At 37.3% G+C, this 15,828-nt stretch carries 14 protein-coding genes; 4 read left to right on the forward strand and 10 right to left on the reverse strand.

Annotated features, from left to right (window positions below):
* Positions 1-41 precede the first annotated feature (41 nt).
* Together pepT and FC748_RS15360 are read left to right on the forward strand one after the other, a co-directional pair.
* A complete protein-coding gene (pepT, locus tag FC748_RS15355; protein WP_024362733.1) occupies positions 42-1,271 on the forward strand; it encodes a peptidase T in 1,230 nt (409 codons plus the stop codon).
* 242 nt (positions 1,272-1,513) lie between these two features.
* The gene (locus FC748_RS15360; protein WP_108030683.1) at positions 1,514-2,488 is read left to right on the forward strand and encodes a DMT family transporter; all 975 of its coding nucleotides are present in this window, start codon (positions 1,514-1,516) and stop codon (positions 2,486-2,488) included.
* Between the two features lie 264 nt (positions 2,489-2,752).
* On the opposite strand, the gene FC748_RS15365 is transcribed toward FC748_RS15360, so the two are convergent.
* The gene (locus tag FC748_RS15365) at positions 2,753-3,184 is read right to left on the reverse strand and encodes a DUF4395 domain-containing protein (protein WP_024362731.1); all 432 of its coding nucleotides are present in this window, start codon (positions 3,182-3,184) and stop codon (positions 2,753-2,755) included.
* Between the two features lie 117 nt (positions 3,185-3,301).
* Here FC748_RS15365 and FC748_RS15370 point away from each other — a divergent pair, with 117 nt between their 5' ends.
* Positions 3,302-4,012, forward strand: coding sequence for a Fe-S oxidoreductase (locus FC748_RS15370; protein WP_024362730.1), 711 nt, complete (start codon positions 3,302-3,304; stop codon positions 4,010-4,012).
* Positions 4,013-4,065: 53 nt separating this feature from the next.
* Here FC748_RS15370 and FC748_RS15375 read toward each other — a convergent pair whose 3' ends face one another.
* The gene (locus tag FC748_RS15375; protein ID WP_024362729.1) at positions 4,066-4,746 is read right to left on the reverse strand and encodes a hypothetical protein; all 681 of its coding nucleotides are present in this window, start codon (positions 4,744-4,746) and stop codon (positions 4,066-4,068) included.
* A gap of 12 nt (positions 4,747-4,758) precedes the next feature.
* Positions 4,759-5,871, reverse strand: a complete 1,113-nt coding sequence (locus FC748_RS15380) for a mandelate racemase/muconate lactonizing enzyme family protein (protein WP_024362728.1) — start codon at positions 5,869-5,871, stop codon at positions 4,759-4,761.
* A gap of 82 nt (positions 5,872-5,953) precedes the next feature.
* On the opposite strand from FC748_RS15380, the gene FC748_RS15385 reads away from it, so the two are divergent.
* Positions 5,954-7,195: an HTH domain-containing protein gene (locus tag FC748_RS15385; RefSeq protein ID WP_024362727.1), complete on the forward strand. Its 1,242-nt coding sequence runs from the start codon at positions 5,954-5,956 to the stop codon at positions 7,193-7,195.
* Between the two features lie 182 nt (positions 7,196-7,377).
* Here FC748_RS15385 and nhaC read toward each other — a convergent pair whose 3' ends face one another.
* The 7 genes from nhaC to FC748_RS15415 all read right to left on the reverse strand — a co-directional run bounded on the left by nhaC (position 7,378) and on the right by FC748_RS15415 (position 15,589).
* Complete coding sequence (gene nhaC / locus FC748_RS15390) at positions 7,378-8,826, reverse strand: Na+/H+ antiporter NhaC (RefSeq protein WP_024362726.1); 1,449 nt, start codon at positions 8,824-8,826, stop codon at positions 7,378-7,380.
* Positions 8,827-9,103: 277 nt separating this feature from the next.
* Positions 9,104-10,219, reverse strand: a complete 1,116-nt coding sequence (locus FC748_RS15395; RefSeq protein WP_025218494.1) for an amidohydrolase — start codon at positions 10,217-10,219, stop codon at positions 9,104-9,106.
* Positions 10,220-10,463: 244 nt separating this feature from the next.
* Positions 10,464-10,607 (reverse strand): hypothetical protein, encoded by a 144-nt coding sequence (locus FC748_RS22140; RefSeq protein ID WP_162832718.1) that lies wholly within the window; start codon positions 10,605-10,607, stop codon positions 10,464-10,466.
* Between the two features lie 236 nt (positions 10,608-10,843).
* Positions 10,844-12,880, reverse strand: coding sequence for a TRAP transporter permease (locus FC748_RS15400; RefSeq protein ID WP_024362724.1), 2,037 nt, complete (start codon positions 12,878-12,880; stop codon positions 10,844-10,846).
* Complete coding sequence (locus FC748_RS15405; RefSeq protein ID WP_229388318.1) at positions 12,877-13,371, reverse strand: DUF1850 domain-containing protein; 495 nt, start codon at positions 13,369-13,371, stop codon at positions 12,877-12,879. The genes FC748_RS15400 and FC748_RS15405 overlap by 4 nt, the downstream gene beginning before the upstream one ends.
* Positions 13,372-13,599: 228 nt before the next feature.
* The gene (locus tag FC748_RS15410) at positions 13,600-14,595 is read right to left on the reverse strand and encodes a TAXI family TRAP transporter solute-binding subunit (protein ID WP_024362722.1); all 996 of its coding nucleotides are present in this window, start codon (positions 14,593-14,595) and stop codon (positions 13,600-13,602) included.
* 427 nt (positions 14,596-15,022) lie between these two features.
* Positions 15,023-15,589 carry a superoxide dismutase family protein gene (locus tag FC748_RS15415; RefSeq protein WP_024362721.1) on the reverse strand — a complete coding sequence of 189 codons (567 nt, stop codon included), beginning with the start codon at positions 15,587-15,589 and terminating at the stop codon, positions 15,023-15,025.
* Positions 15,590-15,828 lie beyond the last annotated feature (239 nt).

Raw genomic sequence — 15,828 nt, forward strand, 5'->3', positions numbered from 1 at the left:
GTTTGAGTGCCAGACACCTACAAAGGAGGCTGCATATACCTATGAAAGAACAAGTAATCGAGCGATTAATTCGCTACGCAAAAATCGATACACAATCCGACTTCACAAGTGAAACTACTCCTTCCACTCAAAAGCAATTTAATTTATTGCATGTATTGAAGGAAGAATTGGCTGCAATCGGCTTAACAGACATTACACTAGATGACAATGGCTATTTATTTGCAACACTTGAAGCAAATACAGATAAAGTAGTTCCCACAATTGGCTTTTTAGCGCATGTGGATACAGCTACAGACTTCACTGGTACAAATGTGAATCCTCAACGCATCGATCACTACGATGGCGGTGACATTCAATTAAACGAAAATTTAATCATGTCTCCAACTGAATTTCCTGAACTAAAAAATTATGTAGGCCAAACGCTAATTACAACAGATGGTACAACATTACTAGGTGCGGACGATAAAGCTGGCATCGCTGAAATAATGACTGCTATGGAATACTTAATAAATAACCCTGCTATTAAGCATGGTAAAATTCGTGTAGCTTTCACACCTGATGAAGAAATTGGCCGGGGCCCACATAAATTTGATGTTGCTGCATTCGGCGCTGACTATGCCTACACAATGGATGGCGGACCACTTGGTGAGCTACAATTTGAAAGCTTTAATGCTGCTGGCGTTAAAGTAACAACAAAAGGGACGAGTGTACACCCAGGTTCAGCGAAAAATAAAATGGTCAACTCTATCACGATGGCAATTGCCTTCCAAAATGAAATGCCTACAGATGCAGTACCTGAAAAAACAGAAGGTTATGAAGGCTTCATCCATTTAATGGACTTCAAAGGAGCTATTGAACATACAGAGCTTTCTTATATTGTACGTGACCATGATCGTCAAAAATTCGAAGAGAAAAAGCAATTAATGCGAGATGCTGCTGCCAAAATACAAGCACAGTTTGGCAAAGATGCACTGACAATTTCTATCGAAGATCAATACTATAATATGGGTGAAAAAATCGAGCCTGTAAAAGAAATTGTTGACATCGCCCGTCAAGCAATGGAAAAATTAGATATTACTCCGAATACATTACCGATTCGCGGTGGTACTGATGGTTCTCAACTTTCCTACATGGGTTTACCTACACCAAATATTTTTGCAGGTGGGGAAAACATGCACGGTAAATTCGAATATGTCTCTGGTGAAACAATGGAAAAAGCAACACAAGTTATTCTTGAAATCGTGCAACTATTTGAACAACAAGGCAAGTAAGTTTAACTTTACTTCGAGCAATAAGAAATATTAAAAAAGAAAGACTTTGTAAAAAGTCTTTCAGATACTAAAATCCGCTTGGCTCCCAAAGAGCAAGGCACGATAAGCACTGCTTACGCAATGTCGTGCATTTACTTTCTTAGGAGGCAACGCGGATTTTTACTTAAACTTCAGATATTACTTTTTCTGCCAAAATTAATGACTGAATTTTCAAACTACATAAAAGTTAAGGGTGATGAATTATGAAAGAAATTGCATTAGGCATCTTAGCCTCACTTTTTTTTGCGGTGACATTTATTTTAAATCACGCGATGGAAATGCAAGGTGGTAGCTGGCTCTGGAGTGCACCACTTCGTTATTTTTTCATGTTGCCGTTTTTACTAGCTATTGTCTTTTATCGTAAAGGCTTTTCACCACTTACCAATGAAATGAAAAACAAACCAAGGGCTTGGCTTTTATGGAGCTTCGTTGGATTTGTACTATTTTATGCACCACTTACATTTGCTGCAGCATTCGGCCCAGGTTGGCTCGTTTCGGGTACATGGCAATTTACAATCGTTGCTGGTGTCCTTTTAGCTCCACTTTTTGTATCAGTAATCGCTGGAAAAACAGTACGTCAGAAAATCCCGTTAATTTCCTTACTTATTTCATGTGTGATTCTAGTTGGAATATTGCTTATTCAAGTACCACAGGCACAGTCTGCCCCAACTAAAAATCTACTGCTAGGGATTTTACCTGTAGTGATTGCTGCTTTTGCTTATCCACTCGGTAATCGAAAAATGATGGAAATATGCGGAGGACGTATTGATACATTTCAGCGTGTGCTTGGTATGACTATCGCTTCCATGCCTGCATGGATTATCATGGCGCTATATGCTGTTTTAACGGTTGGTCTACCTTCACTAAACCAAGTTCTACAATCATTACTAGTCGGGATTAGCTCTGGTGTCATTGCAACCATTCTATTTTTTATCGCAACAGACCGTGTGCGCGAACATCAAGGCAAACTAGCCGCTGTGGAAGCAACCCAATCAACCGAAATACTATTTGTCATTATTGGTGAGGTGCTACTACTTAACATTGCCTTTCCTGATCCAATTGCCCTTGCTGGACTTGGTATTATTATTGTCGGTATGTTGTTACATAGCTACTATACAATGGTACTTGAAAAAAAGAATGTGGCCCAACACACCTCCCCATCTGAACAGTCTTCATAACATATGAGGGTGCTGCTAAAAAATAAAAAGGACGGCTCATTCATCATAGGAATAAGCCGTCTAGAGATTTTACGTTCCCAAAAAATGAGGGGGGTTTTAGGAGCGCTTTATGAACTAGCAAACTTCTGGAGAAAAGTAGCTAAAGTTCACCCTCTCTACACTCATTTTGTAGAGGAGGAATAATCTTTACATTGATAATGATAATCATTATCAATTAAATTGTCAACTATTATCTTTAAATTAACTTAAAAATTTTTCAAATAATTACAATGCCTTCTTAAGTGACCTTCTGTATTGCCACTGTTTTAGCTGAAAATGCAAAAAGCAACCGATACAAAAACCAGCAATAGCAACAGATGAAGCGATGGCTACCATTGTTGTCAATACATACCCTACTACATGCCAGTTAAAGAAAAACCCAACGAATCCTCCAGCTAAACATATGCTAGCAATACTAGAATTAAATTTTTGTTGTTGGCCGTCTTCAGGTATATAGGAAGCTGGTGCTTTTTTCAAAAACAGTTTTCCCAATCGGATAATGGGATTAAAATTACATAAAACACCAAGTAAATTAGCGACTAAAGGAATGACTAATATCCAAGCAAGCCCTGTTATCCATGTCACTATGACACTTAACAAAATGGTCCATTGATTGAGTCGTACAAGTGGTCTTGGAATTGCATATGGCAATGACATTTAAAAACCTACCTTTCAGATATGTTTAATGTATTTTACTATATCGCATTCCATTTGTGAAGTAAAAATGATTAATTTATAATGGATGTTAATGATTGAAAAGAAAAGGTGATGACAGTGCCAGCTTTAACGATGGATCAAGTAAGACAACTGAATTCCTACAGTATTTATACAACAGAACCAAAACGAACATTATTTACATTAGCTGATATACATAAAGACTTTTACCATCCCGATTTTTTAAACCTTATGATGGGTATTACGGATGCGGCAACGGAAACCGCAGCTATTTCCCATTTTGCACGTCGCTATGGTATGTTTTTTGCAATGCAGCTATATATGCTTGCTGCCTATGATGAAGTATGGGATGGAAAGCCAATTGACATTCGTTTTGATGCGGCCAAGGAATTCAATAGCTTTACAGTTGCCATGTTTGTGAACCCTAATGATTGGCGTTACGTGGATGAAGATGAAAGACAATCTGTGATTGAAAAAATTTTATATGATGGGCATGTCATCGTTCAGCAATTGCGCAAAGTAACATCCATCTCTCCTTTAACCATTTGGGAAAATTTCTTTGGTTATCTACTTTGGCATTATCATCAACTGTTGTCTAACCCTGGCTTAGCAGACCAGGCAATGGAAGACATTGAGGCTTTAGAGAACCCTAAAACTTGGGCCCGTTTTTCACAAAAATCTTGGTGGGCTGACTATACTGGTGGTCAAAGCCCTACAAATTTAGTTAACGTTCCTGTCCGTAAATCTTGCTGTTTTTCAAAAGATATCCCTGGCTTACTTGCTTGTGGATTTTGCCCACTCAAGAAATAAAAAAAGCCTTTCCTCTCACACTTTGTGAAAGGAAGGCCTCCTTTTATTCCAAGCTATTTTTCATAAAGTACGAACCAGTCATTTTGTTCTTCATACATGGCAGTTCCCGTATATCCCGCTTTTAACAGTTGCTGCTGCAGGGCAGTATCTCCCATCAAAACAGCTTGTTTTTCAGTATAAACTGGTTGTTCCTGTTTTAAATCTTTATAGAAAATATATCGCAATTTATCAACATACTTAATCTTCAAGCCCTTTATGACAAGCCCTTGTGAAAATTTATCTTTTAGGCTCGGTATATTATACGGTTTAACCGTAGAGCAAACATAGTCGTAGCAATCCAAATCAATAGCGTTCATCACAACCGTTGCTAATGTTTTTTGTAATCCGTAGCCGCGATAATGTGGGGAAACATTGGATATCTCTTGATATAAAACACGATGGAACTGATCCTCTGGAATTCCGCAATCATAGCCAAGGTGATCGTTATCAATAGGTGGATTTAATAATGCTCGAAAGCCGATTAACTCATGCTCTACATATGCCCCAATCATCAAACCATTTCCTTGCAAAATGTACTCGAATTCTTCCGTCGTTAAAGGCTGTAAAATGCTTTGGTCTGGCAAAGTCTCGTAAACTTCTTGCTGTAACTTCTCAATCGCAGGTAAATGCTGAAGTTGTAATTTCGTAACATAAAAAGGCGTTTCTCCTAGCATTCCTTCATAAATTCTATCCATGTTAACGCCTCCTTAAGCTGTGACTATTGTTGAAAATTCACATAGTTCCTTAAGTACTGTTTCATCTACATCGACACCTAAGCCTGGTTTTTCTGTTAGACAAATGAACGGTACATCATAGTGTAAATTACCAATATCCTTCGAGAATTTAAGTGGACCTGTTAATTCTACACTAGTCATAATTTTTTTCGAGAATGCTACATGGAAACCAGCCGCTGAACCTACAGATGACTCAACCATTGAACCAATTTGACATTCGATACCTGCCATTTCCGCCATGACAGCTAATTTCATAGCAGGATAAATTCCACCGCATTTCATTAGTTTAATATTTACTTTATCTGCTGCACGCTTTAAAATGATTTCACGCATCTCACGTACGCCTCGAAGTCCCTCATCAATCATTAACGTGACATCAGATTTAGATTTAATTTCTACCATGCCGTCAATATCTTCACTATCAACAGGCTGTTCTAACCAATCAATATTTAAATCTTTTAGTAAACGTAAACCTTGTAAAGTTGTAGAGGCGTTACCCCATCCTTGGTTGACATCTACACGAATGGCAATCTCCTCGCCTACACGCTCACGTACCGCTTTAATACGAGCAACGTCACGTCTAACTTCCGTTCCTACCTTCATTTTAAATGATTGATAGCCCATTTCTACGCGTCTAGCTGCTTCATTTGCCATTTCTTCAGGAGTGCCAATACTTAACACGTGGGTAATCGGGAATTTCTCATGATAGCGACCGCCAAGTAACTGATATACTGGTACTTGAAGCGCTTTACCCGCAATATCAAAACATGCAATATCAATTGCCGCTTTAGCAGCAGGTACATCCTTTACGATGTGATTCATTTTATCGTGGAGTTTTTCAAAAGCCATTGGATTTTCTCCAATAATCGCAGGGACAAGTTGGTGTTTTAACACTGCATACGTACTTTCCCATGATTCGCCTGTTACATGCTCATCAGGTACCGCTTCACCATAACCAACAATGCCTGTATCTGTTGTTATTTTCAAAATGATAGAAGGCATTGTATCATAAGTAGCATAACTAATAATAAAAGGATCGATAAGTGGTAATTGGATTGCAAAAATTTCTACTTGTTGGATTTTCATTTTATATCATACTCCTGTAATTTTATAGTTGTCGTTAATATGTCGTTAATTGCTTAAAAAATATAGAAAAGGAACGATGCCTATGCCTACAAAAATAGCAATTATATGTTCTAAAGCTTTTATGAAACGTATACTTAGTATCGCACAAAACATAGAGAATATTCAATTAGAATTTTACCTTTACAATCAGCCTTCCGAAGCACCGTCATTATTAAAACAAATCAAACCATGTGATGCTCTTTTACTCGGGGGAACATTACCCTATTTACATGCCCAATCATCCCTCGAATCATTGCCGATTCCTTGGAATTATTTAAAGCAAGATGAGGTAACCATTGCGACGACTTTATTATCACTTATTGCAAATAAAGCAATTTCTTTACAAAGGGTATCTATCGATGTCATGCACCCTATCTTTGTCGATAAGGTTCTATCAGAGATAGAATATACCGGAACAAAACCATATGTTCACCCCATTTGCATTACTGAAACATCAAAACATATTTTGAAAAAACATGTCGCTCTTTGGGAAGCCAACCAAATTGATTATGTTATTACAAGCATTCATAGTGTATTTGATGAATTACAGCTACAGAACATTCCTGCAATGCGCATGTTAGATGCAAAAAGTTCCATTATCCAATGTCTTGAAGAAACGAAATCAAGATCACTGCTTACTAAATCCGAATCGGCAAAAGCAGTAGTAGGATTTTTAGCTGTTCCTGAAAATAACCAATGCGCAGACATTGTACAGCAAATTACAGCAGCGATACGTGCAACCTATAAGGAAATTACCCCTCATTATTATGAGCTTTATACAACAGCTGGACATTTACAAAATGCACTCGACATGGAAAATTTATCGCACCTAATGCAACAAATAAACACGCCCTTTAGGCTCGCCTTTGGCTATGGACACTCCATATATGAAGCTGCTGAAAATGCGACATATGCATTAAAATTTTCCAAACCATATGAAATTTATATTTTAGATGAACAAAAAAATCTTTTGGGCCCATTTCCAAAATCAGCAGGTAAACTCTCTTTAAAAACAAAAGATCCGTATATTTTACAAATGGCTAAACAGACAAGCTTAAGCCCGTTAAATATCTCGAAAATTATTCAATTTAGTAGAGAACGACAATCTTCACAATTTACAGCGCAAAATCTTTCAGAATACTTACAAGTTACTCGTCGGACTACTGAACGTATTATCAAAAAATTAGTTGACCACGGTTATGCGAACATTGTTGGTGAAGAAATGACCCATCAGCAGGGGCGACCACGTACAATTTACGAATTAAATTTTGCAACCTATTCTTAGAACTAACAAGCCCCATCACAACACTTTCCTTGGCGAACGAGCACCTCATCTCATGGTATACATCATGATTACAAAGTCTCTTCTTGCCAACAGTTAGCTGCGTGATGGGGCTTGCCCTCTTTGGCTTTACTAAGCAAAATTCTTCAGAGTATTCCCTCTATTTGAGCAAAACTCGTTTTAATTTAGTCTGCTACGACCATATTATTCATTTCATTTTCTTGCGCATCTTTTTTACGTTGGTTTGCCTCTTCAATTTCTTCTGGTGTCATCTTAACAATGGCAAATCCGACATAACCATAAATAATTGAAATAATTGGCACAACAAAGTTTAGTATTGCATAAGGTGCATATTCCATTGCGCTAACACCTAACGTTGCTAATATAAATACACCACAAGTATTCCATGGGAAGAATACGGATGTTAACGTTCCGCCATCTTCAAGCGCACGCGATAAATTTTTCGAATGCAAGCCGCGGTTTTGATATACGCCTGCAAACATACGAGAAGGTACAACAATCGAAATATACTGTTCTGAACATGTTGCATTTGTTGTAATACATGCGGCAATTGTTGAAGCAATAAGGCTGCCTGTAGATTTAGCAAATTTCACAACGACATCCATCAGTGCTTTTAACATGCCTGAATATTCTAACACCCCACCGAATGTCATGGCTACAATCGTCATTGAAACCGTATACATCATTGAATCTAAGCCACCACGATTAAAGAGCTCGTCCACCATTTCATTTCCTGTCGAAATAGCAAATCCTTCTTGTAATGCTTGAACAGCCATCGTTGGCGATCCACCTTGCACAAAAATTTGTAATAAGAATCCTGAAATAATCCCAATAATTAATGCTGGTATCGCAGGAACCTTTTTTGCCACCATGACAATAACGCCAACTGGGACAAGTAATAACCACGGAGAAATCACAAAGCTTTTTTCCATAACATCAAGCGTAGTCAGTATTTTTTCAGAATTCATGGCTACGTCAGCAAAACTTCTGCCCATAAACCCAAATGCGACAAGTGTAATGATTAATGCAGGTATTGTCGTATATAGCATATGTTTTATATGGTCGAACAAATCTGTATTTGTTAAGCCCGCTGCTAGATTTGTTGTATCCGATAAAGGTGACATTTTATCACCAAAATATGAACCTGAAATTACTGCTCCTGCAATCATCGGTGCAGGAATCCCCATACTTAAACCGATACCCATACCAGCAACACCGATTGTTGCCATTGTTGACCATGAGCTACCGATTGCTAGCGAAACGATTGAACATAATAGCAAGATCGTTACTAAAAACCAAGCTGGCGAAATTAACTTTAAGCCGTAAAAAATCATGGTAGCAACGACTCCACCACCAATCCATGCTCCAATTGTCAAACCTACTAAAATAATAATGACAATGGCTGGAAGTGCTAGACGAATACCTTTATACATCATTTCCTCTATTTCCATCCACTTAAAGCCGTGTTTTTTGGCAACAATTGCTGCCACAATTGTTCCTACAATAAGTGGCACGTGTGGACTTTGCTCTAACATAACTACTGTCACTAGCATTGTCGTTATCATTATTGCAAAAGTCAGGAGCGCCCAACTTGCACTAATATCCTTTTTCATTGTCCCATCCCCTTTTTTTGCACCCAATTATAAATTTGCATTTCATCAGTGCAAATATATTTTTACGATTTTTAGCTTAATATTCAAAAAATATAAAGTCAACGCAAAAATTTTATGCTTCTATAGCAATTCTGAATATTAAAGGGCAAAAAAACGCTTCCAAATAGCAATTACAAACCATTCAAAAACGCGTATTTTTATGCATTTCTTCCCAAAAAGCAAGGAAAAAGAGGCTCTATCCAACGTGTAGAGCTTGGATAGAACCTCTTTGAATTACCTATTCATGGATGGGCTTTTTTTCTAATACACACGCAAGAACTTTCGATGCGTCTATTAATGCACTTCGTTCAAAAGTCATTTTTGGATGATGCAGCCCAGGAACTAAATTAGCACCAATGCCAATCATTGTCGCTTTTAGTTCGGGTTTTTTGACTGTATAAAAATGAAAATCATCGCTTCCTGGTGTTGTAATTTCATCCGCCAAAAATTGCTCTCCGAGTGTTTCTAAAATAGCATTTTTAGCCATTTCAGCAGCAATTGGTGAAACCTCTGCACCAGGTGTGAAATCGACCCATTTCCAATTCATTTCAATTTCAAACTGCTGTTGTATTGATTTTAGTCCCGATTCAATGCGGCTTCGAAGTAATTCTAACTGATGATTATGCTGCGCCCGAATATCCATTGAAAAGCTAGCACTACCTGGAATAATATTCGTGCTACCACCATCCGCAATAATCTTAGTTAGTTTGGCAGAGTGTGGCTCGAATGGAGATAAATGAATGCTATTTAACATTAATTGTATTGCCATAATGACATCAATCGCATTTTTACCTTGATGCGGTCTTGCACCATGGGCATCAATACCATGTATTGTTCCATCTAAAAAATAGGCAGCACCATGGTGGATAGCAGGTGAAACCTTTCCTAAAGGCAACTCTTCAATCGGTCTCAAGTGAACACCAAATAAATGCGAAACATCGTCAACTGCTCCACGGTCAAATGCTGCACAAGCACCATTTCCCACTTCTTCAGCAGGTTGGAATATAAATCTGACGCGATGTTGCAGCGGTCGATCTTTAAGCAATAATAGCGCTCCTAGTACCATTGTAATATTAGCATCATGACCACAGGAGTGATTCGCTTGCCATTTACCATCTACTTCTTGCCATAACGCATCAATATCTGCACGAACTGCTACAATCTCATCGCCTGTACCAATTTCAGCGATTAACCCTGGCACATCACCTAATAAACGGTAAGATACGTTTAAGTCATCTAAAATAGATGCAATTTTCTTAGTTGTTTCATACTCCTTCCAACTTACTTCTGGATAATTATGAAAATGTTCAAACCATTGATACATTGATTCTTCTAACATTGCTGCACTTGTCATAACCACACCTCGATATACCTTTTTTTCTCCCCCATTATACATGAAAGCTTTTTAGAAAAGTATATATGAAATTAGTACTATATCCATTTTAAAATCATATAACTTCATAATAAAACGCTTCAACACTTCTTACTATTTTATGTAAACTTCATAAAAAGGTGACTGTACTATACTTTTATGCAATAGTAAAAGGCTGTGTTAAAAGTAGTCGTTCCACTTTTAGCACAGCCTTTTTGAAAATGCGTTATAAACTTGAAAAAAAACCTTCTGGATATTCTTCATATTGGAGTTGATTTGTTTGCTCCTCAATATTTTGGTTTGATGTCAGGAATTCTGCCTCTTGATCCATCAAATACGTTTCAAATTTCGAGTTTAATAATTGTTCCATTCCTCGTCACCTTCCTTTGTTAATTGAATTTTCTGATAATTTTATTATATACTAACTTTTTATTAAAAATCAATAAATAATACTCATTATGCATAATATATATCGATTTCATCTCTTTTTGATATAAGATATACTTAAAATAAATTCGAATAAACAGCAATGGTCATCCCTCTCCATTTTTCCATATCAAAAAAGCATCCAAGTGACTACTTTACTTGGATGCTCTTACGATTTCCTTAAGCTGTTACGCTTTTATTATCATTGTCCATACCGTTACCGCCATACTTATGCTGTGTTAAAATTTGAATCACTACAAGCACAATAAAGATTGCGAGACCTGCCCAGTCAGAGAATTTTTCAGGATAGATGAGCAATAATCCAGCTACGATGGCAATCAGACGTTCAAACCACAACACTTTACGATACCAATAGCCAATTACGCCAGCACCAATTGCAACCATTCCCGTAACAGCCGTAAAGACTACCCATAATATTTGCGGTATCGTTGTATCAATCATTAATAAAGCTGGTGAGAAAACAATCATATACGGAATAATAAATGCTGCAATGGCAAGTTTTGCAGAGTTTACACCAGTCTTAATTGGATCGCCACCTGATATTCCAGAAGCAGCAAATGCAGCAAGTGCTACTGGCGGTGTAATATCGGCAATAATACCAAAATAGAACACAAAGAAGTGCGCCGATAATAAGACAACAACTGGCACTAATTCTTGTGGTGTATTAGGCGATAATAATGCCACAATCGCTGGTGCTGCAATGGTTGATGTAATAACATAGTTTGCCGTTGTTGGAGCACCCATTCCTAAAATTAGTGAAGCAATCATAACGAAAACAAGTGTTAAAATAATACTTCCTCCAGCTAAAGCTACTAAACTATTAGCTAAACTTAAGCCTAAACCTGTTTTAACCACTACCCCTACAATAATACCAGCGCAAGCTGTTGCCGCAACTACACCAAGTGCTGTACGAGCTCCTTCAACTAGTGCATCGATAATATCTTTCGGCTTTAAGCGTGTATCTTTGTTAAACATCGCGACTGCAATGGATATTAAAATCCCATACAGTGCAGCATGCATAACAGGCGTACCTGTTAGCATCAGTATAATAATAGAAACAATTGGTAGTAACAGGTAAATCTTCTTAAATACCTCTTTACGATTTGGCATTTGATCATCACGTAAGCCTTTTAAGCCGACACGCTTCGCTTCAAAATGCGTCATAATCCAAATACCTGTAAAATACAGCAACGCAGGAATAGCAGCTGCTTTTGCAATATCCCAATATGTAATTCCACGTCCAATGAACTCCACCATTAGAAATGCCGCAGCACCCATAATTGGAGGCATTAACTGCCCGCCAGTAGAAGCAGCCGCTTCAACTGCACCAGCAAATTCTTTACGGTATCCTAGCTTTTTCATCATCGGAATCGTGTATGAACCAGATGTGACTACATTGGCAACAGAGCTTCCTGAAATCATACCTTGTAGAGCACTTGAAAAGACAGCTACTTTTGCTGGCCCACCAATTAATTTTCCAGCGAATGCTACAGCCAGATCATTAAAATATTGCCCAACTCCTGTTTTTACAAGAAATGCCCCGAATAATAAGAATACAAAGATAAATGTAGCCGATACACTAATCGGTGTTCCTAAAATACCATCTGTCGTATAAAACATCAGATTCACAATACTTTCAAAATCCTGACCTCTATGCGCCATAAAGGCTGGGAAATAAGGACCGAAATAGGCATAAATTAAAAAACATACTGCGATAATCGTTATCGGTAAACCTACCGCTCGACGTGCAGCCTCAAGCACAAGAAAAACAGCTATTAAACCGACTATAAAATCCAACTGTGTAATGGTCCCATTGCGATTAACAAGTTCTGTATAATTCAATGCCCAATATGAACCGACTACTACCGATAATAACGATAAAATATAATCAAACCATGCAATTTTATGCTTTGGCGCCTTTCTACGGGCTGGAAATAATAAGAAAATCAGAGCTAAACCAAACCCTAAGTGAATCGTCCGTTGAATGGGTGCTGTAAATTGCCCAAAAATCGCTGTATACAATTGAAACAATGAAAATGCCAATAATCCAAAGAAGATTATATGTTTCATAATGCCTGATATCGTTCGCACATTGGATTCGATATCGTATTTTTCAAGTATCGCTTGTTGCGCTTCAGCGGATATTTGTTCAAATTCTTCTTTTACCTCGGTGTTACGTTCATGCTGTTTTGTCATTTCATCCTAACTCCTTTCCATCGTTCATAAAGCGATAATCGCTTCACCTCAAATAAATAGGACTTACCCCTTTGCAAATCTTTTTTTAAATCGTATTCTTGTTCCTTGTAAACAAACACAAGGTCTAAGTCTAAATCCCCGATATAAATTGTGAAGTTTTCAATGACTTCCTTGTCAAATCGCAAAAAATATTTACCATCTCGTTGTGTTAACGTTTGATTTTCCTCAGCGTAGCCAGGCATCCCAATTGCTAAGTCTTCATACTCCATTCCAATCATTTGAATACGCTGTTCTTCTATACAACGATAATATTCCAGTACATCTGATTTATGGATAGAGTGTGTGTACCTTATACGAAAATCCTCATCAGATGTTAGTGGAATATAATGTACGATTGGATCGTCTACCCTTGTTTCTGTAAATGCGAATACCTTTTGAAGAGGAAGAAAAATAATGATGCCGAGGCATATACAACATACGGCTATTACCAAACCTATTCTCCTCTTTCGCATCACATCTGTTCCCCCACTTTAAAAACTATTCGCTATTTTGCTAGCATCTTTATGTAACAAAAAGGGGCCCGAAGCTTTACGCAATCCGAGCCCCTTTCATGTTTAAGAAAATATAAAAAACCATTATCAATGTCCAAAAATCACCTTGTTAAACCACGAGCAAATGTTCGTTTTTCAATAGCTTGGAACATGTAAAGCGATGTTGTCCTATTTATTTTCATCAAAGTATTTTTGAGCACCTGGATGAATATCAATACTGATACCATCTAAAGCTGTTTCAGCTTTAATAAATGCACCTTTAGCATGTGAAATTTTGTCTGTATTACTATAAATCGCTTTTGTCATAGCATATACAACATCTTCTGGTAAATCCTTATTCACTGCTAACATCGCAAGAACAGAAACAGTCTCTGTATCATTCGCAATACCGTAAGTACCAGCTTTTACTGTATCTTTTGCATAGTAAGGATATTTGGCAATAAGCTCATCTGCTTTACCAGCATCTACACCGATAATATTAACTTTTGTCGTCGCATTTAATGCCTCTACAGCCCCTGTTGGTGTACCAGCAGTAATAAATGCCGCATCAATTTGGCCTGATTGAAGACCATCAGTAGACTCACCAAAATCAAGATTTTGCGCTTTAATGTCATCCATTGTTAAACCATGAATTTCAAGTAATTGTTCAGCATTGGCATAAGTCCCAGAACCCGGAGCCCCTACAGAAACTTTTTTCCCTTTTAAATCTGCATATGTTTTAATACCAGAAGCTTCAGTTGTTACTAATTGAACAGTCTCTGGGTAAAGTGCACCTAATGCCGCAATCGTATCAATTTTTTTACCTTCAAACATGAATTTACCTTCAGTTGCGTAATAAGCGATATCTGTTTGCACAAACGCAATCTCACCTTTACCTTCTTGCAAGGCAGTCATATTTGCTGCAGAGGCTTGTGAAACTTCTGCTGTCGTTTTAATACCTGTTTCTGTTGTAATTAAATCAGCAAATGTACCACCTAATGCATAGTAAGTACCTTGCGTTCCACCTGTTAATAAACTTAAAAATTTTGGCTTTTCAGAGCTAGCTGTATCACCATTCCCATTTTCCTTATCCGAACCTGTACTACTATCAGATCCACATGCCGCTAAAATTAATAGCGCAATGGCACTTAATAGCATGAATAATCTAAATTGCTTTTTCTTCATATTAACCTTCCCCCTTTGGTTATAATTAAGAATCAATTTAAAATTATCAAATTTAGTATAATTATGTCAACCTATTTATAGTAAATTCAGATAATTATAATTATACAAAATGACATAAATACGAACAACACCCAATTATAATACGCTGTTATTTACCCTTCTTTTTTCTCTAATAAACTAAAAAATACTCTACTACAATAAAATATACTAGTGTAGAAATGTATACATATTGTATAAAAATATACTCCTTGCTAGCTATTTATTTTTATTACATGGAAAATAGGATGAAACTCACAACCAACTACACAACGTAGTGGTGGAGGATGCATAAGCCCCGCCCGTCTATGCGAGCAGCCTGTAACGCAAAAAACCCCCCCACAATACGTAGTGGTAGGGTGTTTCAACTTTATGTTAACAAATTAGCCAACTAACTTCCTGACTGGATTGCTCCACATGCAATTCTTGCACCTGAATTACCAGCAGGGTCTGTTTTATAATCGTCTGCTGCTTCATGGATAACTAATGAAGTACCTTCTCCATCCATTAAGGAATTTTCAGCATTCTTTTGTAATGTTACACCTTCAGCTAAGAAATTTAAATCTACCGTCCCATCTTCACCAACTTCTAAATTTGGTAAATCACCTAAATGATAACCGTTAGGATTTAATTTTCCATGCTCCTTATTTGTTGGATTAAAATGCGAACCTGCCGATTCAAACTTAGGTGCTTCACACTTCGCTACTGAATGGATATGAATACCATGTGTGCCCGCTGGTAAACCACTTAATGCTAAAGTTACTTTAACCCCATTGTCTTCTTCCTCAAAAAAAGCATTCCCATAGCTCTCATTATTTGAACCAATTACTTTTGCAGTTGCCGTTAAAGACGAATTGGCATTAGAGTTAACGGCTACTTTTTCATCTTTCTTATCAAAAAGATTGCACCCTCCGACAAAGACAGTCAAAGAAATAATTAAGATAGATATTTTTTTCATGTTATTACCTCCTCTATTTCTGATGGTACCCATCTCTACCAATAGTTATGCAATACATACCGGTGTTTTCTCATCACACCATCAAAAGGTAATATCATGAAAACTGCTTGTAACAGTAATTAATGGCTATAGTCTTTATATTGAGCGTATTCGATTGACCCCAATCAATCGAATACTTACTATGCCGTTGATGGCCAAGCATAGTAAGCCGTAACCCTATGCTTACATTTGTACTGTTT

This window comes from Lysinibacillus sphaericus (genome assembly GCF_005217585.1).
GTDB classification, from domain to species: Bacteria; Bacillota; Bacilli; order Bacillales_A; family Planococcaceae; genus Lysinibacillus; species Lysinibacillus sphaericus.

Coding starts and splice junctions, on each gene's coding strand:
- FC748_RS15400 (WP_024362724.1), bottom strand. CDS start 12,880: ATGACAAAACAGCATGAACGTAACACCGAGGTAAAAGAAGAATTTGAA.
- FC748_RS15385 (WP_024362727.1), top strand. CDS start 5,954: ATGCCTACAAAAATAGCAATTATATGTTCTAAAGCTTTTATGAAACGT.
- FC748_RS15410 (WP_024362722.1), bottom strand. CDS start 14,595: ATGAAGAAAAAGCAATTTAGATTATTCATGCTATTAAGTGCCATTGCG.
- FC748_RS15375 (WP_024362729.1), bottom strand. CDS start 4,746: ATGGATAGAATTTATGAAGGAATGCTAGGAGAAACGCCTTTTTATGTT.
- nhaC (WP_024362726.1), bottom strand. CDS start 8,826: ATGAAAAAGGATATTAGTGCAAGTTGGGCGCTCCTGACTTTTGCAATA.
- FC748_RS15395 (WP_025218494.1), bottom strand. CDS start 10,219: ATGACAAGTGCAGCAATGTTAGAAGAATCAATGTATCAATGGTTTGAA.
- FC748_RS22140 (WP_162832718.1), bottom strand. CDS start 10,607: ATGGAACAATTATTAAACTCGAAATTTGAAACGTATTTGATGGATCAA.
- FC748_RS15415 (WP_024362721.1), bottom strand. CDS start 15,589: ATGAAAAAAATATCTATCTTAATTATTTCTTTGACTGTCTTTGTCGGA.
- FC748_RS15360 (WP_108030683.1), top strand. CDS start 1,514: ATGAAAGAAATTGCATTAGGCATCTTAGCCTCACTTTTTTTTGCGGTG.
- FC748_RS15380 (WP_024362728.1), bottom strand. CDS start 5,871: ATGAAAATCCAACAAGTAGAAATTTTTGCAATCCAATTACCACTTATC.
- pepT (WP_024362733.1), top strand. CDS start 42: ATGAAAGAACAAGTAATCGAGCGATTAATTCGCTACGCAAAAATCGAT.
- FC748_RS15365 (WP_024362731.1), bottom strand. CDS start 3,184: ATGTCATTGCCATATGCAATTCCAAGACCACTTGTACGACTCAATCAA.